General features: G+C 59.4%; 20 protein-coding genes and 3 tRNA genes. 17 read left to right on the top strand and 6 right to left on the bottom strand.

Going from position 1 to position 24,454, the window contains the following annotated elements; translation table 11 throughout:
- Position 1 precedes the first annotated feature (1 nt).
- Positions 2 to 436, bottom strand: a complete 435-nt coding sequence (locus AC3WOY_RS01360; RefSeq protein WP_492420556.1) for a thioredoxin family protein — start codon at positions 434 to 436, stop codon at positions 2 to 4.
- 76 nt (positions 437 to 512) lie between these two features.
- Positions 513 to 710, bottom strand: coding sequence for a YjfB family protein (locus AC3WOY_RS01355; RefSeq protein WP_492420554.1), 198 nt, complete (start codon positions 708 to 710; stop codon positions 513 to 515).
- Positions 711 to 789: 79 nt separating this feature from the next.
- Here AC3WOY_RS01355 and tsaB point away from each other — a divergent pair, with 79 nt between their 5' ends.
- The 4 genes from tsaB to AC3WOY_RS01335 are packed head-to-tail and all read left to right on the top strand — an operon-like array spanning position 790 to position 3,692.
- Positions 790 to 1,470 (top strand): tRNA (adenosine(37)-N6)-threonylcarbamoyltransferase complex dimerization subunit type 1 TsaB, encoded by a 681-nt coding sequence (gene tsaB / locus AC3WOY_RS01350; RefSeq protein ID WP_492420552.1) that lies wholly within the window; start codon positions 790 to 792, stop codon positions 1,468 to 1,470.
- Positions 1,467 to 1,958 (top strand): ribosomal protein S18-alanine N-acetyltransferase, encoded by a 492-nt coding sequence (gene rimI / locus AC3WOY_RS01345; protein ID WP_492420550.1) that lies wholly within the window; start codon positions 1,467 to 1,469, stop codon positions 1,956 to 1,958. Before tsaB ends, rimI begins: the two co-directional genes overlap by 4 nt.
- Positions 1,955 to 2,740, top strand: coding sequence for a uracil-DNA glycosylase (locus tag AC3WOY_RS01340; protein ID WP_492420548.1), 786 nt, complete (start codon positions 1,955 to 1,957; stop codon positions 2,738 to 2,740). The genes rimI and AC3WOY_RS01340 overlap by 4 nt, the downstream gene beginning before the upstream one ends.
- The gene (locus tag AC3WOY_RS01335) at positions 2,727 to 3,692 is read left to right on the top strand and encodes a DUF1853 family protein (protein ID WP_492420546.1); all 966 of its coding nucleotides are present in this window, start codon (positions 2,727 to 2,729) and stop codon (positions 3,690 to 3,692) included. The genes AC3WOY_RS01340 and AC3WOY_RS01335 overlap by 14 nt, the downstream gene beginning before the upstream one ends.
- Before the next feature lie 11 nt (positions 3,693 to 3,703).
- On the opposite strand, the gene lplT is transcribed toward AC3WOY_RS01335, so the two are convergent.
- Positions 3,704 to 4,966: a lysophospholipid transporter LplT gene (lplT, locus tag AC3WOY_RS01330; protein WP_492429131.1), complete on the bottom strand. Its 1,263-nt coding sequence runs from the start codon at positions 4,964 to 4,966 to the stop codon at positions 3,704 to 3,706.
- A gap of 153 nt (positions 4,967 to 5,119) precedes the next feature.
- Between lplT and alr the strand changes: the two genes are divergently transcribed.
- Positions 5,120 to 6,196: an alanine racemase gene (gene alr, locus AC3WOY_RS01325; RefSeq protein WP_492420544.1), complete on the top strand. Its 1,077-nt coding sequence runs from the start codon at positions 5,120 to 5,122 to the stop codon at positions 6,194 to 6,196.
- Between the two features lie 26 nt (positions 6,197 to 6,222).
- Positions 6,223 to 7,596, top strand: coding sequence for a DNA repair protein RadA (gene radA / locus AC3WOY_RS01320; protein ID WP_492420543.1), 1,374 nt, complete (start codon positions 6,223 to 6,225; stop codon positions 7,594 to 7,596).
- Here radA and hpnE read toward each other — a convergent pair.
- Genes hpnE through hpnC form a run of 3 tightly spaced genes read right to left on the bottom strand, consistent with a single transcriptional unit; the run spans position 7,571 to position 10,621 of the window.
- A complete protein-coding gene (gene hpnE / locus AC3WOY_RS01315) occupies positions 7,571 to 8,941 on the bottom strand; it encodes a hydroxysqualene dehydroxylase HpnE (RefSeq protein WP_492429129.1) in 1,371 nt (456 codons plus the stop codon). The two genes, radA and hpnE, sit on opposite strands and share 26 nt — an antisense overlap.
- Positions 8,908 to 9,741 carry a presqualene diphosphate synthase HpnD gene (hpnD, locus tag AC3WOY_RS01310; RefSeq protein ID WP_492420541.1) on the bottom strand — a complete coding sequence of 278 codons (834 nt, stop codon included), beginning with the start codon at positions 9,739 to 9,741 and terminating at the stop codon, positions 8,908 to 8,910. Before hpnD ends, hpnE begins: the two co-directional genes overlap by 34 nt.
- Positions 9,742 to 9,778: 37 nt before the next feature.
- Positions 9,779 to 10,621, bottom strand: a complete 843-nt coding sequence (hpnC, locus tag AC3WOY_RS01305; protein ID WP_492420539.1) for a squalene synthase HpnC — start codon at positions 10,619 to 10,621, stop codon at positions 9,779 to 9,781.
- Positions 10,622 to 10,764: 143 nt separating this feature from the next.
- Between hpnC and AC3WOY_RS01300 the strand changes: the two genes are divergently transcribed.
- From AC3WOY_RS01300 to AC3WOY_RS01250, 11 genes are all read left to right on the top strand, one after another.
- Positions 10,765 to 11,952: an efflux RND transporter periplasmic adaptor subunit gene (locus AC3WOY_RS01300; protein WP_492420537.1), complete on the top strand. Its 1,188-nt coding sequence runs from the start codon at positions 10,765 to 10,767 to the stop codon at positions 11,950 to 11,952.
- Positions 11,949 to 15,053 carry an efflux RND transporter permease subunit gene (locus AC3WOY_RS01295; protein ID WP_492420535.1) on the top strand — a complete coding sequence of 1,035 codons (3,105 nt, stop codon included), beginning with the start codon at positions 11,949 to 11,951 and terminating at the stop codon, positions 15,051 to 15,053. Before AC3WOY_RS01300 ends, AC3WOY_RS01295 begins: the two co-directional genes overlap by 4 nt.
- Before the next feature lie 234 nt (positions 15,054 to 15,287).
- A tRNA-Leu gene (locus tag AC3WOY_RS01290) sits at positions 15,288 to 15,374 on the top strand.
- 29 nt (positions 15,375 to 15,403) lie between these two features.
- Complete coding sequence (gene tig / locus AC3WOY_RS01285; RefSeq protein ID WP_492420533.1) at positions 15,404 to 16,747, top strand: trigger factor; 1,344 nt, start codon at positions 15,404 to 15,406, stop codon at positions 16,745 to 16,747.
- 32 nt (positions 16,748 to 16,779) lie between these two features.
- Positions 16,780 to 17,406 carry an ATP-dependent Clp endopeptidase proteolytic subunit ClpP gene (gene clpP, locus AC3WOY_RS01280; protein ID WP_492420531.1) on the top strand — a complete coding sequence of 209 codons (627 nt, stop codon included), beginning with the start codon at positions 16,780 to 16,782 and terminating at the stop codon, positions 17,404 to 17,406.
- Between the two features lie 161 nt (positions 17,407 to 17,567).
- Complete coding sequence (clpX, locus tag AC3WOY_RS01275; protein ID WP_420473344.1) at positions 17,568 to 18,836, top strand: ATP-dependent Clp protease ATP-binding subunit ClpX; 1,269 nt, start codon at positions 17,568 to 17,570, stop codon at positions 18,834 to 18,836.
- A gap of 248 nt (positions 18,837 to 19,084) precedes the next feature.
- Positions 19,085 to 21,499 carry an endopeptidase La gene (lon, locus tag AC3WOY_RS01270; RefSeq protein WP_492420529.1) on the top strand — a complete coding sequence of 805 codons (2,415 nt, stop codon included), beginning with the start codon at positions 19,085 to 19,087 and terminating at the stop codon, positions 21,497 to 21,499.
- 126 nt (positions 21,500 to 21,625) lie between these two features.
- Positions 21,626 to 22,030, top strand: coding sequence for an HU family DNA-binding protein (locus tag AC3WOY_RS01265; protein WP_492420527.1), 405 nt, complete (start codon positions 21,626 to 21,628; stop codon positions 22,028 to 22,030).
- Between the two features lie 99 nt (positions 22,031 to 22,129).
- Positions 22,130 to 22,205 (top strand) — tRNA-Val (locus AC3WOY_RS01260).
- A 30-nt stretch (positions 22,206 to 22,235) separates the two neighbouring features.
- A tRNA-Asp gene (locus AC3WOY_RS01255) sits at positions 22,236 to 22,312 on the top strand.
- A 199-nt stretch (positions 22,313 to 22,511) separates the two neighbouring features.
- The gene (locus tag AC3WOY_RS01250; RefSeq protein ID WP_492420525.1) at positions 22,512 to 24,443 is read left to right on the top strand and encodes a SurA N-terminal domain-containing protein; all 1,932 of its coding nucleotides are present in this window, start codon (positions 22,512 to 22,514) and stop codon (positions 24,441 to 24,443) included.
- The last annotated feature ends 11 nt before the right edge of the window (positions 24,444 to 24,454 follow it).

Genomic DNA, 24,454 nt, shown 5'->3' with positions numbered 1-24,454 from the left:
ATCAGTCGGCGGTTTCCTGCAGCCTGGTGTGCAGGTTGCAGATGCGTTGCCATTCCGCGCGCTCGGGCGATCCGCTTGCTTCGGCGTGCAACTCGTCCATGCTTTTTTCGGCCTGTGCCTGGATCAGCCGATCGGCGATCTTCAGGTCAGGCAGGACCGTGCCAAAGAAGGCCACCGCGTCGCGGCGCTGGATCAGCAGCGTCGGGAAATTCTCCACATCGATATCGCCGATGAAATCCGCCTGGTCTTCGATATCGATCCACACGAAACGCTTGTCAGGATGCTGCGTGGCCAGCTGCTCGAAACCGCTTCGATAACTGCGGCAGGTATCGCACCAGGCCGCGCACAGGCACGCGATCAGCCACTCGTCCTGCTCGAGCCATGCGGCGAGCTGGTTGCGGTTATCGTTGTCGAGTGTGATGCGGTTGGCGGACATGGATGGATCGCGGGTGGGAATCGGTGCCTATTGTAAGGGAAGGCACGCCGCGACGCTTGCCGCAAAGATGTGCTGCTCAGGCCGTCGTGTTGACGTTTTGACCAAGGTGCGGCGGAAGGTTGGCACTGGTAGCGGGCGGCAGTGCTTCCAGCATGGCAGTTGCAGTGCTGGCCTGGACATCCATTGCCTTCTTCATGACAGCGATGCCGATGGCCTGGTTTGTTGTCGTCGTCGCAAGTGATGTCGCCAGTTGGGCAATTTGATTGACTTCCATGAATTCCTCCGCTGCTGTTCTGTTGTTAACGGCAGCAATGCACCGCAATTTAGGGTGACGGTCACGGTAAAATACCGCCATGCCTAACATTCTCGCCATCGAAACCTCGTCCGAACTTGCCTCGGTCGCGCTGTTGCATCACGGACAATTGATTTCCCACGAAGCCGCGGGTGTGCAGACGCACTCGCAGACTGTGTTGCCGATGGTGCAAGCCTTGCTCGCGCAAGCCGGCATGTCGCTTTCGGATTGCGATGCCGTTGCCTTTGGCGCCGGTCCGGGCTCGTTCACGGGCGTCCGCACAGCATGTGGTGTCGCACAGGGTTTGGCGTTTGGCGCCGACTTGCCTGTCGTCCCCGTGGTGACGCTGCTGTCCATGGCTGCCGCCTGCCGTGATGCATGCGGTGCCGCCGACGTGCTGGTTGTGCTGGATGCGCGCATGGAGGAGGTGTACTGGGCACAGTATCGCTACGAGGAAGGATGGCAGGTCGTGACGGCACCGGTTTTGTCCGTGCCTGTGGCCGTGAGAATGACCGGAACTCCCACGGTCTGCGGCAACGGCCTCACCGCATATGCCTCCGCCTTCGAGGGATGGACGGGAACGCTGCCCGAGATTAGACCCCATGCATCCCAGATCGCCCGGCTCGCAGAATCCGAATTCATTGCCGGCCGCACGGTGAAGGCCCATGAGGCGCAGCCAATCTACCTCCGCAACAAGGTCGCGTTGACAACCGCGGAGCGCATGGCGAAGGCGGCCGCATGAGCGCCATCCACAAGGTGGCGGCGGAGTCTGCGGCATTGTCATCCTTGCTGTTCGCGCGTATGCAGGTAGCGGACCTGCCGGGGGTGCTCGCCATCGAAAACGATGTCTATCCCCATCCCTGGACACGCGGCAATTTCCTCGACTCGCTCTACAGCGGGTATGAGGCCTGGACGCTGCGCGAACCGGCAGGAATGCTGGCAGGTTATTTCCTTGTCATGCTCGCGGTCGACGAGGCGCACCTGCTCAACATCAGCGTTCGCCGCGACCTGCACGGCAAAGGTATCGGCCGCATGCAGCTCGACAAGATCATCGAGGTGGCGAAGGAAAAGGGCATGACGTCGATCCTGCTCGAAGTCCGTCCTTCCAACCTGCGCGCGCTCGCCGTATACAAACAGTATGGATTCGAACAGATCGGTGTGCGCAAGGGCTATTACCCGGCAGGAGACAATTCGCGCGAGGACGCAATCGTGATGAGGTTTCACCTATGACACTGGAACGCCGGGCAGTATTCCTGGACGAAATGGGCATCGGTCCGCTGTGGCAGCGGCGCGATGCTCCCGTCGCCATCGAGACGCCGGTCGCCGTCGCGCCCGCGCCAGAGCTTGCTCTTGCTGAAGAACGGGGCGCTGCGGAACCCGCCCCGGTGATTGCGGCTTTTCCGCCAGCGCCAGAAGCGCCGCCGCCCAACGCGGTTGCCGGCATGGACTGGATGCAGCTCAAGGAAAGCGTGGCCGGCTGCGTGAAGTGCGGATTGTGCAACGGACGGACGAAGACAGTATTCGGCGTCGGCGATGAAAAGGCGAAATGGCTGTTCATCGGCGAAGGCCCGGGACGCAACGAGGACCAGACCGGCGAACCCTTCGTCGGTCCGGCCGGCAAGCTGCTCGACAACATGCTGCGCGCCATCGGCGTCAAGCGTGGCGAGAACGCCTACATCGCGAACATCGTCAAATGCCGACCGACGGACGGGAACGGACGCGACCGCCCCCCGACGCAGGAAGAGGCCGCAGCCTGCATGCCTTACCTTGAGCGCCAGATTGCCCTGATCCAGCCGACCGTGCTGGTTGCCCTCGGCAAAACCGCCGCGCTGTCGCTGCTCGCGCTTGACCCGGAAACCCCGGTCTCGAAGCTGCGTGGTACGGTCCACAGCTACGCCGGCTTGCCGCTGGTTGTCACCTACCATCCGGCCTACCTGCTGCGCAACCTGCCGGACAAGCGGAAGGCATGGGCAGACCTGTGCCTGGCCATGACGACCTATGCAAACGCATAGACGATCCGAATCCGATAGCTATCAAGCGCACTTCCACGAACGCTGGAATTACCTGAACGACCCGCACGTACGCACGCTTGCGTGGCTGCTCGATGCGCCAGATTTGCTCGATGCGCAGGCGGCGGAATGGCAGGGCAGGATTGCGAGCATCGAGCCGCCGGACGAGGCGGTGCGTACCTGGCTCGGCGAGCTGGACTCGGCGCCTCAAGCCCTGCATGCCTGGCTGGACATCCAGCCCTTTACCCGGCTCGGCAGGTATGCGGAAAAACTGATGGCCTGGTACCTGAAGCGCAGCGGATGCCTGTTCGCGCACGGCGTGCAGGTTCGATCGGACAAGAGCGAAACGATCGGCGAATTCGACTTTCTCCTGAAACGTGGCGACGGACTCGTGCACTGGGAGTTCGCGACCAAGCTCTATCTGCTCGAATCCAGCGGCCATGGACGTCATGCCGATTATTTCGTCGGACCGAATCTTGCCGACACGCTGGGGGCGAAAGTGCGCAAGATCATGGACCGGCAACTCACGCTGTCCAGTCACCCCGCCGCCCTCATCCATCTGCCCATGCCGGTCACCGCCGCGCAGGCGCTGGTGAAGGGATGGCTTTTCTACCATGGCAAGACGCCGGTGAGCGAACGCCCGCAGGGAATTTCAATCCGGCATTGCCGGGGATTCTGGTGCACCCTGGAAGAGTCGGGCGGGCTCGATGCCGAGCGTTACGCGATGCTGCCGCGCCTGGCCTGGCTTGCACCCGCGCGGCTATCTCTGGAAGAAGGCATGGACAGGAATGCGTTGCGCGAACAGTTGGGGACGCACTTCGAAGAGAGTTCGGCGCCGGTACTCGTGGCATTGTTGCGGCATGAAGGCGATGTGCTGCTCGAGTCGGATCGCGGCTTCGTCGTACCTGACGATTGGCGCAGCCGGGCGGAAATACGGATCAAGCGCACGGCCTGACCCGGTATCAATTAATGCTTGTGCTCGCCGATCAGCGCGAGGTTGTCGTGTTCGCGCTGGTTGGCGGCATGCTTTTTCATCGCCAGCAACATGGTGCAGGCCACGAACAGTCCAAACAGGATGATCACGATATTGATGTCCAGATTCAGTTTCACCATCAGTGCGTAGAGCATCAGCATGGTGAGCACGGAGAGGTTCTCGTTGAAATTCTGCACGGCAATCGAGTGGCCTGCGCTCAGCAGGACGTGCCCGCGATGCTGGAGCAGCGCATTCATCGGCACAACGAAATAACCGGCCAGCGCACCGATCAGCACCAGGAGCACATACGCGATCCAGACTGAATGGACCATGGTCATGGTGGTCACGATCAGTCCCATGCCGACACCGAGCGGCATGACGGTCAGTGCTTTCTTCAAGGGCACGAAGCGTGCCGCTGCCGTTGCACCGACCGCAACACCTACGGCAAACACGCCTTGCAGGATTGCTGCCTTGTCGAGCGGCATGTTGAGCGATTTCTCCGCCCATTTCAGCACGATGAACTGCAGCGTCGCGCCGGCCCCCCAGAAGAGCGTCGTGACCGCCAGCGAAATCTGGCCGAGCTTGTCCTTCCACAGGGTCGTGAAGCAGCCGGCAAAATCCGCCACCAGGCGGATCGGATTTCGTTCCTGGTGTGGATACCGCGCACCGGTATCGGGAATTTTCAGGTTGAATACTGCCGCGAGCACATAGGTCACCATGATGACCGACAGTGCGGCTTCTGCCGACGTATCGATGCCGACATCAATGATGGGGAAGTCCATCCCCAGCAGCATGGCGGAAACCTTTGAATTGACAAGTGCCCCGCCCATCACGGTTCCGAGAATGATGGAAATCACGGTCAGTCCCTCGATCCAGCCATTGGCGGCGACGAGCTTTTCCGGCGGAAGCAGTTCGGTGAGAATGCCGTATTTTGCCGGCGAGTAGGCGGCAGCGCCGAAGCCGACCACCGCGTAGGCAAACAGCGGATGGACATCGAAAAACATCATCGCGCAGCCGGCAATCTTGATCATGTTCGTCACGAACATGACCCGGCCCTTGGGCATGGAGTCCGCGAATGCGCCGACGAAGGCGGCAAGCAGGACGTAGGAGAGGACGAAGAACAGCTTGAGCAGCGGCGTCATCCACGCCGGAGCTTTCATGGTGGTTAACAGCGCGATGGCCGCGATCAGGAGTGCGTTATCCGCAAGCGACGAAAAAAACTGCGCCGCCATGATGGTGTAGAAACCGCGATTCATCCGCATATTGGGGTATACCAGTAACTCTCTAGTGTCTCCGGCTTGCTTTATACCATGAAAACATAGGGCCACTGGGGATTTGTTCCGCATCGGAATATAAGCCTCCGGTAAAATGCGGGATCTCCATGCTTCTTCGTCTTTTCGATTCGCTTCATGCCCAGACCACTCGTCGCCACCATCCATCTTGCTGCCTTGCGGCACAACCTTGCAGTTGCAAAATCTCATGCGCCACGCGCGAAAACGTGGGCCGTCGTCAAGGCCAACGCATATGGACATGGACTGGCCCGCGCGATGCAGACCTTCTCCGATGCTGATGGTCTTGCACTGATTGAAGTCGACGCGGCAGTACGCCTTCGCGAGGCCGGGTGGACCAAACCGATCCTTTTGCTCGAAGGCTTTTTCGAGCCGGCGGATCTGCCGGTGTGTGCGGCAAACGGTATCCAGTTTGCGGTGCATTGCAGGGAACAAATTGACATGCTGGAAAAGGCAAACCTGCCGGCACCGGTCGATGTCCATCTGAAACTCAACAGCGGCATGAACCGCCTGGGTTTTGCGCCGGAGGCGTACAAGGCTGCGCATGCCAGATTGAGCAGCATCGGCGCGGTGCGCAGCATCACTCTGATGACCCACTTCGCCAATGCGGACGAACCGGCCAATGCCGGCCTGTTGCTGTCTGAACAGGTCCGTCGCTTCGAGTCGGCGTCCGAGGGCTTGGCAGGCGCACGCAGCCTTGCCAATTCGGCAGCCGTGTTGCGTCATCCGGACTTGGCGTGCGATTGGGTGCGCCCGGGCATCATGCTCTACGGCGGAACACCGGGCGGTCGAAGCGCGCAGGAATTCGGGCTGAAACCGGCAATGACGCTCACAAGCGAGATCATCGGCATTCAACATATTAATAAAGATGAGGCGGTCGGCTACGGCAGCCGCTTCGTTGCCCAAAAGCCAACGACCATCGGCGTCGTAGCCTGCGGCTACGCGGACGGTTATCCGCGTCACGCGCCGAGCGGCACACCGATCATTGTGGATGGACACAGGACGGTTCTCGCCGGACGCGTATCCATGGACATGATCACCGTCGACCTGACCGGCATTCCTGGTGCGCATGTCGGCAGCAAGGTTGAGTTGTGGGGTAACGCGCTTCCCATCGATGAAGTCGCCGTTGCCGCTGGCACCATTGGATACGAGCTCATGTGCGCGTTGGCGCCGCGCGTACGCGTGATTGAAGAATAACCTGCACGCACCATTTCATCTTTCCCATGGCAAAAAAAGAGAAAACCAATTACACCTGCACCGAGTGCGGCGGCGTGGTCAATAAATGGGCCGGGCAATGCCCGTCCTGCGGACAGTGGAACACCCTGGTGGAAACCGTCGTCGAGTCCGGCGGCAACCGCTTTTCCGGTCAATACCAGGGATTGGCGCAGACAGCGCCCGTCCTCAGCCTTGCCGACATCGAGGCCATCGATGTGCCGCGCTTCGGCACCGGCATCGACGAATTCGACCGCGTATTGGGGGGCGGCCTGGTGGCTGGCGGCGTCGTACTGATCGGCGGCGATCCCGGCATCGGCAAGTCAACCCTGCTGCTGCAGGCGCTCGCCAACATGTCGAAACTGAAAAAGGCCCTGTACGTCAGCGGCGAAGAGTCCGGCGCACAGATCGCGCTGCGTGCGAAGCGCCTGGCGATCGATGCCAGGGAGTTGCAGCTGCAGGCCGAGATCCAGCTTGAAAAGATCCTCAACACCCTGGCCGAGCACAAGCCGCAGATCGCCGTCATCGACTCCATCCAGACCATCTATTCCGACGCCCTGACGTCCGCGCCGGGCTCCGTCGCGCAGGTACGGGAATGCGCGGCGCAACTGACGCGGGTCGCCAAGCAATCCGGCATTACCATCATCATGGTCGGGCACGTCACGAAAGAGGGCGCGCTGGCCGGTCCGCGCGTGCTGGAGCACATCGTCGACACCGTGCTGTATTTCGAAGGCGACACGCACTCCAGCTTCCGCCTCGTGCGCGCCTTCAAGAACCGCTTCGGCGCAGTCAACGAGCTGGGCGTGTTCGCGATGACGGAGAAGGGCCTCAAGGGCGTGTCCAATCCGTCGGCGCTGTTCCTGTCGCAGCACGACAGCCAGGTGCCCGGCTCCTGCGTGATGGTGACGCAGGAAGGCACGCGTCCCCTGCTGGTCGAGATCCAGGCCTTGGTCGATACTTCGCATGTGCCCAATGCCCGCCGGCTCTCGGTCGGCCTGGAGCAGAACCGTCTTGCCATGCTGCTGGCTGTCCTGCATCGCCATGCATCCATTGCCGTGTTCGATCAGGATGTCTTCATCAATGCGGTCGGCGGCGTGAAGATCACCGAGCCTGCGGCCGACCTTGCCGTGCTGCTGGCCATTCATTCATCGATGCGCAACAAGCCCTTGCCACGCGGACTGGTGGTGTTTGGCGAGGTCGGCCTGGCAGGCGAAATCCGTCCCGCGCCGCGCGGACAGGAACGCTTGCGTGAAGCCGCAAAGCTGGGCTTCTCGATTGCATTGATCCCGAAGTCCAATGCCCCCAAGCAAAAGGTTGAGGGATTGAACGTGATCGGCGTCGAGCGCATCGACGAAGCGCTTACCCGGCTTCGCGAACTCGACTGAGGGTATCTGTAATGAGGCGTGCTGCCAGCACGCCGCTTCTTGTCGCCGATTCCAGTGTGGCGGGGTAATCGCACGCCGTGTAATCTCCGGCGAGCGCCAGCCTGGCGATGCCGATGTCGTTCGCAGGACGCACAAGGGCCGGCTGGCAGGAAAAGGTCGCGCGTTTTTCGGTGATTACCTTGCTCCACAGCGGATTTTTCATTTCCGGCCGCCGGAAGGCGTTGGCGAGTTGCGTTGCCACTGAAGCGGCAAGGGCATCGTGGCCGGATGCGATCGCTTCGCGCGAGGCGCTGACGACCACTGCCAGCAATCCGGCGCGTTCGGGATCGAGCAGGCCGCGGTCGAAGACGAACTGGCCGCATTCGCCCTGGTCCGTTTGCTCCACCAGCGCGAAGAGCGCGTTGTCAAGCCGAAGCTCGCGGGAATATTGCAGATAGCAGGTCGTGATCGGTTCATATTCGAACGCGGACAGGGCAGGGATGTCTGCCAGTCCTTCAAGCAATGTCGCTGCAGTGGCAGGTGGTGTCGCCACGACGACCGCATCAAAGGCATCACCGGTATCGACAGCTCCTTGTCCTTCCACAAGCCAGCGTTCCCCTGTACGCGCGATCCGCTTCACAAACGCACCGCATCGCACCGCGCCACCATGCTGTTCGATAAAGGCGCCGGCACGTTGCGGGAAGAGGGCGGTGAGGTCAACCTTCGGAATGAGCATGTCGGAGGCGGAACGGCGGGCACCCAGGCTGTCGCGCAGCACGTTAAGGAACACCTGCGCAGAGGCACGTTCGGGAGGTGTGTTCAGTGCTGCGATGCAGAGTGGCCGCCACATCAGCTGTGTCAGCCGGTCGGTCTGGTCGAAGCGGTCCAGAAGTTCGGTGACGCTGCAATCATGGTCCAGCTTCCAGTCCATCCACCGCGCTGTTGTCGAAAAGCGGGCGAGCGCCATCTTGTCCGCGCCATCGAGCCCCTTTGCGCGCAGCAGTCCGGCTAGCATGTGCAAGGGCGCCGGCAGGCGCGGCGCGACGAACTGCATGCCGCTTCCGTCCGGGTAGCGCATCTGCAGCGGCAGGCGCATCAAGACGTCATCCAGCGCAATGCCGGCGGATCGCATGAGGCGCATCGATTCGGTATAGGCACCGAGCAGGATATGCTGCCCGTTATCGAGCAGCCGGCCGTCCATGTCCACGGCGCGTGCGCGGCCGCCCAGCGTGCGTGCTGCCTCGAAGAGCGTGACTTGCGCGCCGGTCCGGGCGAGTTCGACGCCGGCGGCACAACCGGCCCAGCCACCGCCGATGACCGCGATCCGGCGCATCATCCCCGTACGTAAGTCTTCCACGCCAGCCAGAGTTTGCGGATCGGCGTGAGGGAGATTTTCTGGTTGAGTACCTGGAATCGGTCGCGCTCGATCTCTTCCAGCAGGGCGCTATAGATCGACGCCATGATCAGGCCGGGACGTTGCGCTCGGCGGTCTTCCTTCGGCAACAGCGCGAAGGCTTCTGCATAGGCGGTCCGGGCACGGTCCGCCTGGAAGCGCATGAGCTTCTCGAAATTCTCGGTGTGCCGGGTATTCAGGATATCTGCCGCCGTCACATTGAACTGCTGTAATTCATTGACGGGAAGGTAGATGCGGCCCTTGCGCGCATCTTCGCCGACGTCGCGAATGATATTGGTGAGCTGGAACGCAAGCCCGAGCTTTTCTGCGTACTGCAGCGTTTCCGGCCGGGTCGCGCCGAAGATGCTTGCGGACAGGATGCCGACCACGCTCGCCACATGCCAGCAGTAACGCTGCAAACCCTTGTAGTCCAGGTAGCGCGTCTGGTCCAGGTCCATTTCCATGCCATCGATGATCGCTTGCAGGTGCTTGCCCTCGAGGGAATAGGCTGGGACGTGCGGATGCAAGGCCTGGGTCACCGGATGCGACGGCGAGCCGTCGAGCATCGCCTTGATCTCCTTGCGCCACCACATCAGCTTGTTGCGGGCGATCGCAGGATCGGTGCACTCGTCCACCGTATCGTCGACTTCCCGGCAGAAGGCATACAGGGCGGTAATGGCACGCCGCCTTTCCACAGGAAGAAAGAGGAAGCTGTAGTAAAAGCTGGAGCCGCTCTGGACGGCTTTTTGTTGGCAGTATTCGTCCGGAGACATGAAATCTTGGGCGTTGGATCGATGAGAAGCCGTAATGCTAGCCGACATGCGGCATGCGCGACAAACGGATTTTCATGACAACGGCACGCCATGCCATGCAAAGCCAGTCGAGCGGCCCCAGCGTCGGCCTGTGCCTGAATACATCGTAGTCGGCTGCCTCGATACGATCGAGGATGCGTAATCCGCCCTGGACAACGAGACGCAGTTCCCAGCCGATGCGTCCGGGCAGGCGCGTCGCCAGCGATGCGCCGGACAGCATCATGGCCCGGGCGCGGTTCACTTCAAAACGCATCAGGCTGCGCCAGGCATCATCGACGCGGCCTTCCGCAATGTGCGCCTCCGTCACCCCGAATCGCCCCATGTCGGACAGTGGGAGGTAGATGCGCGCCTTCTTCCAGTCGACGGCAACGTCCTGCCAGAAGTTGATAAGTTGGAGTGCGGAACAGATCGCATCCGAATCTTCGAGGTTGCGGGGTGAGGCTGTTCCGTATAAAAAGAGCATTAAGTGCCCTACAGGATTCGCCGACCGGCGGCAGTAATCGAGCAAGTCCTCTAATTTTGCGTAGCGCGTGGTGACGACGTCCTGCTTGAATGCGGAAATCAGGTCGCGCAGCGGATGCAGCGGCAGCCCGTACTGTTTTGTGATCGATGCGATGTTCTCAAATATTTCGCCGTCGACGTCGTCGCCTGCATCGATCCGGTCGAGTGCTTCCTCATAGCGGGAAAGGGCAGTCAGTCGCGCTTCGGGCGCAGCATCGCCCTCGTCGGCAAGGTCATCGGCGCTGCGGGCGAATGCATAAATTGCTTCGACGGCAGGGCGCAATCTGGCCGGCAGCAGGAGGGATGCAACTGGAAAGTTCTCGTAATGTTCGACCGGCATGGTTCTGTTGTTAATAAAAAGAAAGCCGTAGGCAAACGGCGCGCAGCGTGCGTATAATTACTAACCGGTCAGTCATTAAATTGTTGGCATTTCAGAAATGCCCATGGTGTGCATTTTTCAGCCCGAATAGTAAAGGAAAAAACGTGGCTCCGATCATTCGCCGTCCCCGCAAACCCTTGTCCCACCTTCGTGCCACTGCCGCACTATCGGCCGCCGTTGTCCTGGCACTGGCTGGATGTTCGAAACCTGTTGAAAAGCAAGCGGACATCCGCCCCGTTCGCGCTGTTGTCCTCGCGGCTGACAATGTTGACGTCATGGCAGAGTTTCCCGGTGAAGTACGGGCTCGCGTGGAGTCCCGGCTGGGATTCCGGATTCCTGGAAAGATCGTTACGCGCAAGGTGGATGTCGGTGCCGAGGTCAAGCGCGGCCAACTCCTGATGCAACTCGACCCGCAGGACTTGAAGCTCGCACAGGCGCAGGCCAATGCAGGCCTGAAGGCTGCCGAAAGCAACCGCGATCTGGCGAAAGCCGAGTTGAAACGCTACCAGGACCTGCGCGAAAAGAACTTCGTCAGCCAGGCAATCCTCGACAGCAAGGAAACCGCCTTCAAGGCAGCGCAGGCGAGCTATGACCAGGCGCTGGCCGGCTACAGGAACCAGTCCAACCAGGCCGGTTACGCAAGCCTCGTATCGGACGTCGACGGTGTCGTCACCGGCATCGATGCGGAGGTCGGCCAGGTCGTGGGCGCAGGCACCCCGGTACTGCGGATCGCGCAAGCAGGCGAAAAGGAAATCGTGATTGCCATCCCGGAAGACAAGGTCGATATCCTGCGCAAAGTGACCGACGTGAAAGTGCGTACCTGGGCAAATCCGAATAACGTCATTCCCGGCACGCTGCGCGAACTGTCGCCGGTTGCCGATCCTGCAACCCGCACCTATGCCGCTAAAATATCCATCCCCGACGCGTCGGCGCACATCAAGCTTGGCATGACGGGATACGTGACCTTCTCGGCAAAGTCGCCGAATGCCATGCTCAAGCTGCCGCTGACCGCGCTGTTCAACGACAAGGGGGCGACCTCGGTCTGGGTGGTGGAAAATGGCAGCGTGAAACTGGTCCCGGTGCAGGTTGGAGGCTCCTCCGGCAACGAGATACTGGTGGCAGGCGGTCTTGCGCCCGGTCAGACCATCGTCACCGCCGGCGTCAACCAGCTCAAGCCTGGGCAGAAGGTAAAGATACTCGCGGCGGAGTCGGCGGCAAAGCCGGATAACCCGGTTGCTGCCGACACATCGAAGGCGAGCGCAGTCGCCGCCACCGCGGGAGACGCGAAATGAGATCGGGATTCAACCTATCCCGCTGGGCACTCGAACACATTCCCCTCACGCGTTACTTGATCGTTGCACTGCTGATCGGCGGCGTCCTCAGCTACGGACGGCTCGGCCAGGACGAAGATCCGCCGTTCACCTTCCGCGGCATGGTCGTCCGCGCATTCTGGCCCGGCGCCACGTCGCTGCAGATGGCGGAGCAGGTGACCGACAAGCTGGAAAAGAAACTGCAGGAAACCCCGTACATCGACAAGATCCGCAGCTATTCGAAGCCGGGCGAAACCCTCATCATTCTGCAACTTCGCGAATCGACGCCGCCCAAGGAAACGCCGGGCGCCTGGTACCAGGTGCGCAAGAAAATCGGCGACATGCGCGGCACCTTGCCAGCTGGCGTTGTCGGTCCGTTCTTCAATGACGAGTTCGGCGATACCTATGGCTCGATCATTGCGCTGTCGGGCGATGGCTTCAACTATGCCGAAGTGAAGGATTATGCGGATTTCGTGCGCCAGCAATTGCTGAAGGTGCCCTCGGTCTCCAAGGTTGAACTCTTCGGCGTGCAGGACGAAAAGATCAACATCGAGTTCTCGCACAAGAAGTTCGCGCAGCTTAGCATCCCTTTCGAATCCGTGGTGCAGCAGCTGAACACGCAGAACGCCCTGGAGGCAACGGGCGTCCTGGTGACGCCGACGGATAACCTGCAGGTCCGTGTGACCGGAGCAATGTATACCGTCAAGGACCTGGAAGACCTCGAGCTGCGCGCCGGGAATGCCTTGTTCCGCCTCGGCGACTTCGCCACCATCAAGCGCGAGTACAAGGATCCCCCCCAGGACAAGATGCGTTTCAACGGCAAGGAGGTGATCGGCCTTGGCATCTCGATGGAGAAGGGTGGCGACATCATCCAGATGGGACGCGACCTGGATGCTACGGTAAGCGGAATCAAGGACAAGCTCCCGGTCGGCATCGAGCTGGAACGGGTGGCCGATCAGCCCAAGGCCGTGTCTTCGTCGGTCAATGAATTCCTGCGCACGCTGGCCGAAGCCGTGCTGATCGTCCTTGCCGTCAGTTTTGTTGCGCTCGGCCTGCACACCAAACCCTTCCGGCTGGACGTCCGGCCAGGACTCGTTGTCGCATTCACCATTCCGCTGGTGCTCGCAGTAACCTTCCTGTTCATGCGTGTCTTCAGCATCGACCTGCATAAGATTTCGCTGGGGGCGCTGATCATTGCGCTCGGGCTGCTTGTCGACGACGCGATCATCGCCGTCGAAATGATGGTGCGCAAGATGGAAGAGGGCTTCTCGCGCTTCGATGCGGCGACGTTCGCCTATACTTCGACCGCGATGCCGATGCTGACCGGCACGCTGATCACCGCGGCGGGCTTCCTGCCGATCGGCCTGGCAAAATCCGCTGCCGGCGAATACACGTTCTCGATGTTTTCGGTCAATGCGCTCGCGCTCGTGATCTCCTGGTTCGTCGCGGTGCTCTTCACGCCTTACATCGGCTATGTGCTGCTCAAGGTAAAACCGGCGGCGAATGCGGACGGTCACCACGAGCTGTTTGACGGTCCGTTCTACAAGCGATTCCGCGCCGTCGTGAACTGGTGCGTGGAATGGCGCAAGACCACGATTCTGCTGACGCTGGCCTCATTTGCGCTCGGCGTGTTCGGCTTCCGTTTCATCGAACAGCAATTCTTCCCTGATTCCAGCAGGCCGGAATTGATGGTTGAGTTGTGGATGCCGGAAGGAAGTTCCTTTACGGCGACCGAGGCGCAGGCCAAGAAATTCGAAGCCTTCATCAGTAAGCAGGAAGGCGTGGAAAGTGTGACAACCTATGTCGGCACCGGCAGCCCGCGCTTCTACCTTCCGCTTGACCAGATTTTCCCGCAGACCAATGTCTCCCAGGTGGTCGTATTGCCCAAGGACCTGAAGTCGCGCGAAATCCTGCGCCTCAAGATCATCGACGCCTTCAAGAATGATTTCCCGGAAGTGCGCGGCCGCGTGAAGCTGCTGCCGAATGGCCCTCCGGTGCCGTACCCGGTCCAGTTCCGCGTCTCCGGTTTCGAGGTGCCGAAAGTGCGCGAGATCGCCGACCAGGTGAAGGAGATCATGCGTGCCAACCCGAACACGATGGGCGTCAACGACAACTGGAATGAATCGGTCAAGGTCCTGCGCCTCGATCTCGACCAGGACAGGCTGCGTGCACTGGGCGTCAGTTCGCAAACGGTCATGCGTGCGGCGAATACGATCCTGTCGGGCAGCACCGTCGGCCAGTTCCGGGAAGGCAACAGGCTGATCGATATCGTGATGCGCCAGCCCGTCGAGGAGCGCTCGACGATCGCCGCCCTGAACGAAGCCAATATCCAGACTGCCAGCGGCCGCACTGTACCGATGGCGCAGGTGGCACGTGCGCAGTTCGTCTGGGAGCCGGGTGTCGTCTGGCGCGAGGGTCGTGAATGGGCGATCACGGTGCAGTCCGACGTCGTCGACGGCATCCAGGGCCCCACCGTATCCAGCCAGATCGATCCGCAGCTCCAGCAACTGCGTGCATCGCTGCCGGCCGGCTACCGGATCGAGCTGGCCGGTGCCGCTGCCGACAGCGGAAAGGCGCAGGAATCCATTGCGGTGAATGTTCCGCTGGTGATCTTCATCATCTTCACCTTGCTGATGCTCCAGTTGCACAGCTTCTCGCGCTCGGTGATGGTGTTCCTGACAGGACCGCTCGGTGTTGCAGGCGCTGCAATGGCCTTGCTGATCCTGCAACGGCCCTTCGGCTTCGTCGCCCAGCTCGGCGTGATCGCGCTGTTTGGCATGATCATCCGGAACTCCGTGATCCTGGTGGACCAGATCGAACACGACATCGCCGAGGGCGTCGCCCCGTGGGATGCGATCGTCGAGGCAGCCGTCCGCCGCTTCCGTCCGATCATCCTGACCGCGGCGGCCGCGGTGCTGGCGATGATCCCGCTCTCGCGTTCCGTATTCTGGGGGCCGATGGCGGTAGCGATCATGGGCGGCCTGATCATCGCTACGGCGCTGACGCTGCTCTTCCTGCCTGCACTGTATGCAGCCTGGTTCCGCGTCAGGAAGCCTGCGCCTGATGTCGCCGTCATTCCGTAACGCAGCGGGGCGGAGTGGCTTTCCCGGTAAAGCCACTTCGTTTCCGATGGATGAAAAATCGGGACAGGGGATATAAAAATCCAGTAAAATGCCGGGTTGAAGTTGAAGAGCTAATAACAAAGGCGGGCAGCCCGGGCATGGTCAATGACCGACGGTCTGGGAAGTCTGGTAGGGCGACCGGGTATTCACTTCAGGGTCGCCCTTTGCTTTTGTGCATGATCAAGACACATTCCCGCGAGGATGGCGAAATTGGTAGACGCACCAGGTTTAGGTCCTGACGCCAGCAATGGTGTGGGGGTTCGAGTCCCCCTCCTCGCACCACAGCACAAACAATTTTTTGGATGATTCACATGGCAACTGCAGTCGAAACTTTGGAAAAACTCGAGCGTCGGATGACCATCACCGTGCCGCTGTCGGACGTCAAGGCGGAAGTTGAAAAACGCCTGAAGATCCGCGCCCGCACCGCAAAGGCTCCCGGCTTCCGTCCGGGCAAGGTCCCGATGAAGATGGTCGCCCAGCAGTATGGTTACCAGGTTGAGACCGAAGTGTTGAACGACAAGGTGGGGCGCGCATTCAGCGAAGCTGCCAGCGAGAATAACCTGCGCGTTGCCGGCTACCCCAAGCTCGAGCCGAAGACCGGTGCAGGTGACGACATCGTCGCATTCGACGCCACCTTTGAAGTCTATCCGGAAGTGAAGATGGGCGACCTGGCTGCAGCCGAAGTCGAGAAGATCAAGAGCGAAGTCACCGACGCCGAGATCGACAAGACCGTGGATATCCTGCGCAAGCAGCGCGTGCACTATCACACCAAGGGCGAGCACAGCGCCCATGGCGACGGCGGTGCAGACGCATCCGCACAGAACGGCGACCGCGTCACCATCGACTTCGTCGGCAAGATCGACGGTGTCGAGTTCCAGGGCGGCAAGGCAGAAGACTTTGTCTTCGTCCTCGGCGAAGGCCGCATGCTCAAGGAATTCGAAGACGCAGCCCTCGGCCTGAAGGTTGGCGAAGCCAAGACCTTCCCGCTGACCTTCCCTGAGGATTACCACGGCAAGGACGTGGCCGGCAAGACCGCGGAATTCACCATCACCATGAAGAAGGTCGAATGGGCGCACCTGCCCGAAGTCGACGCCGAATTCGCCAAATCGCTCGGCATCGCCGACGGCGACCTCGCCAAGATGCGCGAAGACATCAAGGTCAACCTCGAACGTGAAGTCAACGGCCGTGTCAAAGCCAAGACCAAGGACAGCGTGATGAATGCGCTGATCGCTGTCGCCGAGCTGGACGTGCCGAAGGCACTGGTCGACCAGGACGTCGAGCGCCTGATCGAAATGGCGCGCCAGGACATGGCCCAGCGCGGCATGAACGTGAAAGACATGCCGTTCCCGCCCGAACTGTTCACCGCACAGGCAGAGCGCCGCGTCCGTCTCGGCCTGATTCTGGCCGAAGTCGTCAAGGCCAACAAGCTTGAGGCAACTCAGGAGCAGGTCAAGGCCCAGGTGGAAGAGTTCGCACAGAGCTACGAAGATCCGCAGCAAGTGATCAAGTTCTATTTCAGCGACCGTCGCCGTCTCGCCGAAGTGGAAGCCCTTGTATTGGAGGATAATGTCGTTAACTATGTGCTTGGCAAGGCCAAGGTGACCGAGAAGCCGGTCGCATTCGACGAATTGATGGGCAACACCGCACAAGGCTGATCCGGCCGGTGCGAACTCCATAAGGAAAGCACATGTCAGGCATGATGAGAAATTCCGCACTCGATACCGAAATGCTCGGTATGGTGCCGATGGTGATTGAACAGAGCGGCCGAGGCGAGCGCGCATACGATATTTATTCGCGCCTGCTCAAGGAGCGCGTGATCTTCCTGGTTGGTCCGGTCAATGACCATAGCGCCAACCTGATCGTCGCGCAGCTACTGTTCCTGGAAAGCGAAAATCCTGACAAGGATATTTCGCTGTACATCAACTCGCCCGGCGGCTCGGTTTCGGCCGGCATGGCGATCTATGACACCATGCAGTTCATCAAGCCGGATGTATCCACGCTGTGTACCGGTCTGGCGGCGTCCATGGGCGCCTTCCTGCTGGCTGCCGGCGCCAAGGGCAAGCGTTTCTCGTTGCCCAACTCGCGCATCATGATTCACCAGCCCTTGGGCGGTGCGCAGGGACAGGCGGCGGACATCGAGATCCAGGCGCGCGAGATCTTGTACCTCCGTGACCGTCTCAACCATATCCTGGCCGAAAAAACCGGCCGGAGCGTGGAACAAATCAGCAAGGATACTGACAGAGATAACTTCATGTCTGCGTCCGAAGCGGCTGAGTATGGCATGATTGACAAGGTGCTGACGTCCCGCGTCTGACGCATATGTCCAAGCGAAAAACGCCCGGGCGGAAGCACCGTCCGGGCGTTTTTGTTTTGCAGCGACGTGCAGTGCCGATTTGCTCAATTTATTGCGCGCCGTCGTGACGAATTCGGATTTCACAGGTAATATCAGCTCAATCTCCACCCAAAATTTGCTTTATGTCTGACAAAAAATCCTCCAGCGGCGAAAAATTGCTTTACTGCTCCTTCTGCGGTAAGAGCCAACACGAGGTAAAGAAACTCATTGCAGGCCCATCGGTATTCATCTGCGACGAATGCATCGATCTCTGCAATGACATCATCCGCGACGAGGCCTCCAGCATCGAGTCGGTCGCTGGACCCAAGTCCGACCTCCCGACGCCGCAGGAAATCTACGAGTTGCTGGGCCAGTACGTGATCGGCCAGGAGACGGCAAAGCGCATCCTGTCAGTCGCTGTATATAACCACTACAAGCGGCTGAAGCACCTCGGCAAGAAGGACGATGTCGAGTTGGCGAAGAGCAATATCCTGCTCATCGGCCCGACCGGTTCCGGCAAGACCTTGCTGGCGCAGACGCTTGCACGCATGCTGAATGTCCCGTTTGTCATCGCCGATGCGACGACACTGACCGAAGCCGGTTATGTCGGCGAGGACGTCGAAAACATTATTCAGAAGCTGTTGCAGAACTGCAATTACGAGGTCGACAAGGCGCAAAAGGGCATTGTCTATATCGACGAAATCGACAAGATCTCCCGCAAGTCCGACAACCCGTCGATCACACGTGACGTGTCGGGTGAGGGGGTGCAGCAGGCACTGCTGAAACTGATCGAAGGGACGATGGCTTCAGTGCCGCCCCAGGGCGGACGCAAGCATCCGAACCAGGACTTCGTGCAGATCGACACGACGAACATCATGTTCATTTGCGGCGGTGCGTTCGACGGCCTCGCCAAGATCATCTCCAACCGTTCCGAAAAGAGCGGCATCGGCTTCTCCGCATCCGTGAAGAGCCAGCAGGAGCGCAATGCAAGCGACGTGCTTCTTGGGGTGGAACCGGAGGATCTGATCAAGTTCGGCCTGATTCCCGAGCTCGTCGGCCGTCTGCCGGTCGTTGCGACGCTGAGTGAACTAAACGAGGAAGCCCTAATCCAAATATTGCTTGAACCCAAGAATGCCCTGATCAAGCAGTATGCGAAGCTGCTGCAGATGGAAGGCGCGGAACTGGAAGTTCGGCCAGCAGCATTGCACGCAATTGCTAGAAAAGCGCTTGAACGCAAGACTGGTGCACGCGGGTTGCGCTCCATCCTGGAGCATGCATTGCTGGAGGTGATGTTTGAATTGCCGAGCCAGCAGAACGTCGCCAAGGTGGTGATCGATGAAAACTGCATCATCAACGGAGCGAAACCCTTGTTGATTTACCACGAGCAGCCCAAGGTATCCGGGGCAAAGTAGCCGCAGGCCAAACCCGTTAAAACACCATGGACTCAAGCCCGTTTTTTTCCAGAAGCAGTAAAATTTGAGCTACAGGAATCACCACAGGCTTCCATCGCAAAGCCACCCGAGGGCGACTTCGTGTGTGGCTTTTTTTATTGCAAGCATTGAAAGAAAGGGTTGAAACAGAGTGTTTTTTATTGCTGCTTGGACTTGAGTTTTGGCTGCTAGTGCCTACATCATTAACAAGCTATTAAATAAGGTTCGCCATGACGACTTCTACAACACTAACTGAACACACCCAACTGCCGCTTTTGCCGCTGCGGGACGTTGTTGTCTTCCCGCATATGGTGATCCCGCTCTTCGTTGGCCGGCCCAAGTCGATCAAGGCTCTTGAAGCTGCGATGGAGCAAGGCAAGAGCATCATGCTTGCCGCGCAGAAAGCTGCAGCCAAGGACGAACCTTCCGCATCCGATATTTACGAAATCGGCTGCGTCGCCAATATCCTGCAAATGCTGAAATTGCCTGATGGTACTGTCAAGGTACTCGTCGAAGGCGCACAGCGTGCACGTATTCATCACATCAGCGAGCTCGATACCCACTTCGTTGCTGAACTCACCCCGGTCGAATCCGAGCCGGGCGACGAGTCCGAAGTGGAAGCGATGCGCCGCGCGATCGTCCAGCAGTTCGATCAGTACGTCAAACTGAACAAGAAGATTCCGCCCGAGATTCTTACTTCGTTGGCAGGAATAGACGATGCAGGCCGTCTAGCTGACACCATAGCAGCGCACCTGCCGCTTAAGCTTGAGCAAAAACAGATCATTCTCGAGATCTTCAATGTCGCCAAGCGTCACGAGCATCTGCTCGGCCAGCTCGAGGCAGAACTCGACATCCTGCAAGTCGAGAAGCGCATTCGCGGCCGCGTGAAGCGCCAGATGGAAAAATCGCAACGCGAGTACTACCTGAACGAGCAGGTCAAGGCGATCCAGAAGGAGCTCGGCGAAGGCGAGGAGGGTGCAGATCTCGAGGAACTCGAGAAGAAGATCATTGCCGCACGCATGCCGAAAGAGGCGCGCGAGAAGGCACAATCCGAACTGAAGAAGCTCAAGCTGATGTCGCCGATGTCGGCTGAAGCGACCGTTGTGCGCAACTACATCGATACGTTGATCGGCCTGCCGTGGCGGAAGAAGTCCAAGGTCAACAACGAACTTTCCAACGCCGAAAAGGTATTGGAAAGCGAGCACTATGGCCTCGAGAAGGTCAAGGAACGCATCCTCGAGTATCTCGCCGTGCAACAGCGCGTGGACAAGCTGAAGGCGCCGATCCTGTGCCTGGTCGGCCCTCCTGGTGTCGGCAAGACCTCGCTCGGCCAGTCGATCGCCCGCGCGACCAACCGCAAGTTCGTGCGCATGGCGCTCGGCGGCGTACGTGATGAGGCTGAAATCCGTGGCCATCGTCGTACCTATATCGGCTCCATGCCAGGCAAGATCCTGCAGAGCTTGTCCAAGGTCGGCGTGCGCAATCCGCTGTTCCTGCTGGATGAGGTGGACAAGCTCGGCCAGGACTTCCGCGGCGACCCGTCGTCTGCGTTGCTTGAAGTGCTTGATCCCGAGCAGAACCACACCTTCTCGGATCACTATGTCGAGGTGGACTTCGACCTGTCCGACGTCATGTTTGTCGCGACGTCGAACTCGTTCAACATTCCGCCTGCGCTGCTGGACCGCATGGAAGTCATTCGCCTCTCCGGTTACACCGAAGACGAGAAGACAAACATCGCCCTGCGTTATCTGCTGCCGAAGCAGATCACCAACAACGGCCTGAAGGAAGACGAGATCACTGTGTCCGAATCGGCGATTCGCGACATCATTCGCTACTACACGCGTGAAGCAGGTGTACGTTCGCTTGAGCGCGAGGTGTCGAAGATCTGCCGCAAGGTGGTGAAGATGCTGCTGCTGAAGAAGCAGGATCGCAAGGTTGTTGTCTCCTCAAAGAACCTCGATAAGTTCCTCGGTGTGCGCCGCTATGATTTCGGTATTGCGGAGAAAGAGAACCAGATCGGCCAGGTGGTCGGACTCGCGTGGACGGAAGTGGGTGGCGACCTGCTGACGATCGAAGCGATGACGATGCCGGGCAAGGGCGACATCATCCGCACCGGTACGTTGGGCGACGTGATGAAGGAGTCCATCGAGGCAGCACGTACCGTGGTGCGCAGCCGCGCGAAGCGACTCGGCATCAAGAACGAACTGTTCGGCAAGAGCGACATCCACATCCACGTTCCGGAAGGTGCGACGCCTAAGGATGGCCCATCCGCGGGTATTGCGATGACGACGGCCCTCGTGTCCGTGCTGACTGGTATTCCGGTTCGTGCAGACGTGGCGATGACGGGTGAGATCACGTTGCGCGGCGAAGTCCTGCCGATCGGTGGTCTGAAGGAAAAGCTGCTGGCGGCACACCGTGGCGGCATCAAGACCGTGCTGATTCCTGAACAGAACGTGAAGGATCTCGCGGAGATTCCGGACAACGTCAAAAACAAGCTCGAAATCGTTCCGGTTCGCTGGATCGAAAAAGTGCTTGAAGTTGCACTGGAGCGGCAACCGGTTCCATTGACCGATGTGGAGGCGCCGGTTGACACCGCGGTTACTGCGGCCACCGGAACCACAGATCCGAATGTGGTCAAGCACTGATGTAAAAGTGCACCAGAAAGGCGCTCTTCGGAGCGCCTTTTTTATGTCATTCCGTTGCCTAAAAAATCAGCGTCGGATTTTGTCCGTAAGTCTTGACCGCTGTTAGGCAATCGTCCGGGAAACCGCTTGACACAAGGCTTTGCGACTTGTTTAATACGGGCTGCAGAAAATTTCTTATCTGCATTTTGTGCCGCTTGTGCTACGAAAAAGAGCCATAAGCAGGCGTCGCAAAATCCAACTTTTTTGAGGGGGGCGTCAGTGAACAAAACCGAACTAATCGATCACATTGCCGGGACCGCGGACATTTCGAAAGCAGCTGCAACGCGCGCACTCGATGCACTGATCGGTGCAGTCAAAACCACATTGAAAAAGAATGGCTCCGTGACCCTGGTCGGTTTCGGCACTTTCTCCGTTGGCAAACGCGCCGCACGTACCGGCCGCAATCCGCGCACTGGCGACGCGATCAAGATCAAGGCTGCCAAGGTGCCCAAGTTCCGTCCGGGCAAAGCACTCAAGGATGCACTGAACTAACAATTAGGTAGTGCATCTCGATAAAAGATACTATATAATCTTGTTTTTTACGACGTGGTGACAAACGTCGTGAAGTTTGGCTGACTAAGTGTGGTTTCAGGGTGCTTAGCTCAGTTGGTAGAGCGGCGCCCTTACAAGGCGTAGGTCGGGAGTTCGAGCCTCTCAGCACCCACCAAGAGCAGCCAGGCTATGCAGTAGAGTTTCAGGAGTGGTAGTTCAGTCGGTTAGAATACCGGCCTGTCACGCCGGGGGTCGCGGGTTCGAGTCCCGTCCACTCCGCCAAAAACGAAAAAGGCGAACGCAAGTTCGCCTTTTTTCTTATGCGCGAAGGATTTTTGAAGTATTTCCCAGAATGCCGCCGACACCATGGTGTCGAATGGCAGCAAGGGATGGTTTGATCCGATGCGTGTGAAACAGCGCTCCGGCAAAACCGCGTTATCGAAATTTCGTTCTCACAATCTGTACGCCTGTAGGACCGCCCATGTTTGATTTTATTCGTACGCATCAACGCCTGATGCAGTTCGTGCTCCTGCTGTTCATCTTCCCGTCTTTCGTGTTTTTCGGGCTCGAAGGCTATACACGTTTTAACGAAGGTGGAAACGCCGTAGCGAAGGTGGGCGGCAACTCGATCACTCAACAGGAGCTCGATGCTGCCCAGCGTGAACAGATGGAGCGATTCCGCCAGATGTTCGGTGCTCAGTTCGATCCGAAGATGCTCGACACGCCAGAGGCCAAGCAGGAAATCCTCGAAGGACTGATTGCGCAGCGTGTCGTGGCGGCAGAAGCAGCGAAGAGCCGCCTGTCCGTGAGCGACCAGACCTTGCAGCAGAATATCCTCGCGATGCAGGGCCTGACGGGACCCGATGGCAAGTTCGATGTTGAACGCTACAAATCCGCGCTGGCGGCCCAAGGCATGACGCCCGCCATGTTCGAAGCGCAGTTGCGCCGTGACCTTACCTTGCAGCAGGTAGGCGGCGCCATCCAGGGGACCGCATTTGCGCCCAAGTCGGTGGCAAACCGGTTGTCCGACCTCAGCGACCAGGAGCGCGAAGTGCAGGAAATGCTGTTCAAGGCATCCGACTTTGCGTCGCAGGTGAAAGTCACCGACGAGATGCTGAAGGCGTATTACGAGAAGAATGGCGCGCAGTTCGAGATCCCCGAGCAGGTCAAGGCGGAGTATGTTGTGCTCAACAGCGATACCGTCGCCGCACAGATTTCCGTCAGCGATGCGGACATCAAGTCCTACTACGATCAGAATGCAAAACGCTTTGTCGACGAGGAGCAGCGCCGTGCAAGCCATATCCTGATCAAGGCTGACAAGGGGGCATCGGCTGCCGAGCAGGCAGCCGCAAAAGAAAAGGCGGAAAAGCTGCTCGCACAGTTGCGCAAGAACCCGGCTGATTTCGCCAAGCTGGCCAAGGAAAATTCGCAGGATCCCGGTTCCGCCGAGCGAGGCGGCGACCTTGATTTCTTCAGCAAGGGCATGATGGTGCCGCCCTTCGAAGAAGCTGCATTCAAGCTGAAGCAGGGTGAGATCAGCGATGTGGTGCAGTCCGATTTCGGCTTCCACATCATTCAGGTCACTGGCATCAAGCCGGGATCGGCGAAGAGCCTCGACGCAGTGAAGGGCCAGATTGCCGCCGAGATCAAGAAGCAGCTCGCGACCAAGAAGTTTTCCGAGATGGCCGAGCAGTTCACCAACATGGTGTACGAGCAATCCGACAGCCTGAAACCTGTCGCTGACAAGCTGGGCCTGAAGATCGAGACGGCTGCCGGCATGACGCGCAAACCGAATGCGTCAGTCGCGCCGAATGCGCCGTTCAACCATCCGAAGTTCCTCGGTGCACTGTTCTCTGACGATGCGATCAAGAACAAGCGCAATACCGAAGCGGTCGAAGTGGCGCCGAGTACGCTGGTCGCCGGCCGTGTCGTTGAGTACAAGCCGGTGACGAAGCGTCCGTTCGAGGAAGTGCAGTCCATTGTGCGCGAGCGTGTTACCCAGATCGAGGCAGCGAATCTTGCCCGCAAGGCGGGCGAAGAAAAGCTGGCGGCGCTCAAGAGTGGCGGCGGCGCAGCAGGATTCTCGGATGCGAAGACTGTTTCCCGCGTGAAGAATCAGGGCGTACGACCCGAGGCGCTGGGTGCGATCATGAGGGCGGATGCGACCAGGCTGCCGTCTTACGTCAGCGTCGATTTGCCAGGCCAGGGCTATGCACTCTATCGTGTCAACAAAGTGAGCCAGCCGGCCAACGTCGATACCGCACGTCGCCAGGCCGAGCAGCAACAGATTGCTGGCGCGCTCGCACAACTCGAGTCGCATGCGTATCTGGAGGCATTGAAGAAGAAGGCGAAGGTGGAAATCCTGAGCAAGCCGGCCAAGCCGGCAGACGGAGAATCTGCCGACAAGAAATAACCGGCTCAGGA

This window comes from Noviherbaspirillum sp. FW303-A3 (assembly GCF_058788695.1).
This window is presented reverse-complemented; position numbering and strand designations above follow the sequence as displayed.

Bases quoted from the DNA above. Each gene is read 5' to 3' on its own strand.
- AC3WOY_RS01360 (WP_492420556.1), bottom strand. From the start codon at position 436: ATGTCCGCCAACCGCATCACACTCGACAACGATAACCGCAACCAGCTC.
- AC3WOY_RS01355 (WP_492420554.1), bottom strand. From the start codon at position 710: ATGGAAGTCAATCAAATTGCCCAACTGGCGACATCACTTGCGACGACG.
- tsaB (WP_492420552.1), top strand. From the start codon at position 790: ATGCCTAACATTCTCGCCATCGAAACCTCGTCCGAACTTGCCTCGGTC.
- rimI (WP_492420550.1), top strand. From the start codon at position 1,467: ATGAGCGCCATCCACAAGGTGGCGGCGGAGTCTGCGGCATTGTCATCC.
- AC3WOY_RS01340 (WP_492420548.1), top strand. From the start codon at position 1,955: ATGACACTGGAACGCCGGGCAGTATTCCTGGACGAAATGGGCATCGGT.
- AC3WOY_RS01335 (WP_492420546.1), top strand. From the start codon at position 2,727: ATGCAAACGCATAGACGATCCGAATCCGATAGCTATCAAGCGCACTTC.
- lplT (WP_492429131.1), bottom strand. From the start codon at position 4,966: ATGAATCGCGGTTTCTACACCATCATGGCGGCGCAGTTTTTTTCGTCG.
- alr (WP_492420544.1), top strand. From the start codon at position 5,120: ATGCCCAGACCACTCGTCGCCACCATCCATCTTGCTGCCTTGCGGCAC.
- radA (WP_492420543.1), top strand. From the start codon at position 6,223: ATGGCAAAAAAAGAGAAAACCAATTACACCTGCACCGAGTGCGGCGGC.
- hpnD (WP_492420541.1), bottom strand. From the start codon at position 9,741: ATGTCTCCGGACGAATACTGCCAACAAAAAGCCGTCCAGAGCGGCTCC.
- hpnC (WP_492420539.1), bottom strand. From the start codon at position 10,621: ATGCCGGTCGAACATTACGAGAACTTTCCAGTTGCATCCCTCCTGCTG.
- AC3WOY_RS01295 (WP_492420535.1), top strand. From the start codon at position 11,949: ATGAGATCGGGATTCAACCTATCCCGCTGGGCACTCGAACACATTCCC.
- tig (WP_492420533.1), top strand. From the start codon at position 15,404: ATGGCAACTGCAGTCGAAACTTTGGAAAAACTCGAGCGTCGGATGACC.
- clpP (WP_492420531.1), top strand. From the start codon at position 16,780: ATGTCAGGCATGATGAGAAATTCCGCACTCGATACCGAAATGCTCGGT.
- clpX (WP_420473344.1), top strand. From the start codon at position 17,568: ATGTCTGACAAAAAATCCTCCAGCGGCGAAAAATTGCTTTACTGCTCC.
- lon (WP_492420529.1), top strand. From the start codon at position 19,085: ATGACGACTTCTACAACACTAACTGAACACACCCAACTGCCGCTTTTG.
- AC3WOY_RS01250 (WP_492420525.1), top strand. From the start codon at position 22,512: ATGTTTGATTTTATTCGTACGCATCAACGCCTGATGCAGTTCGTGCTC.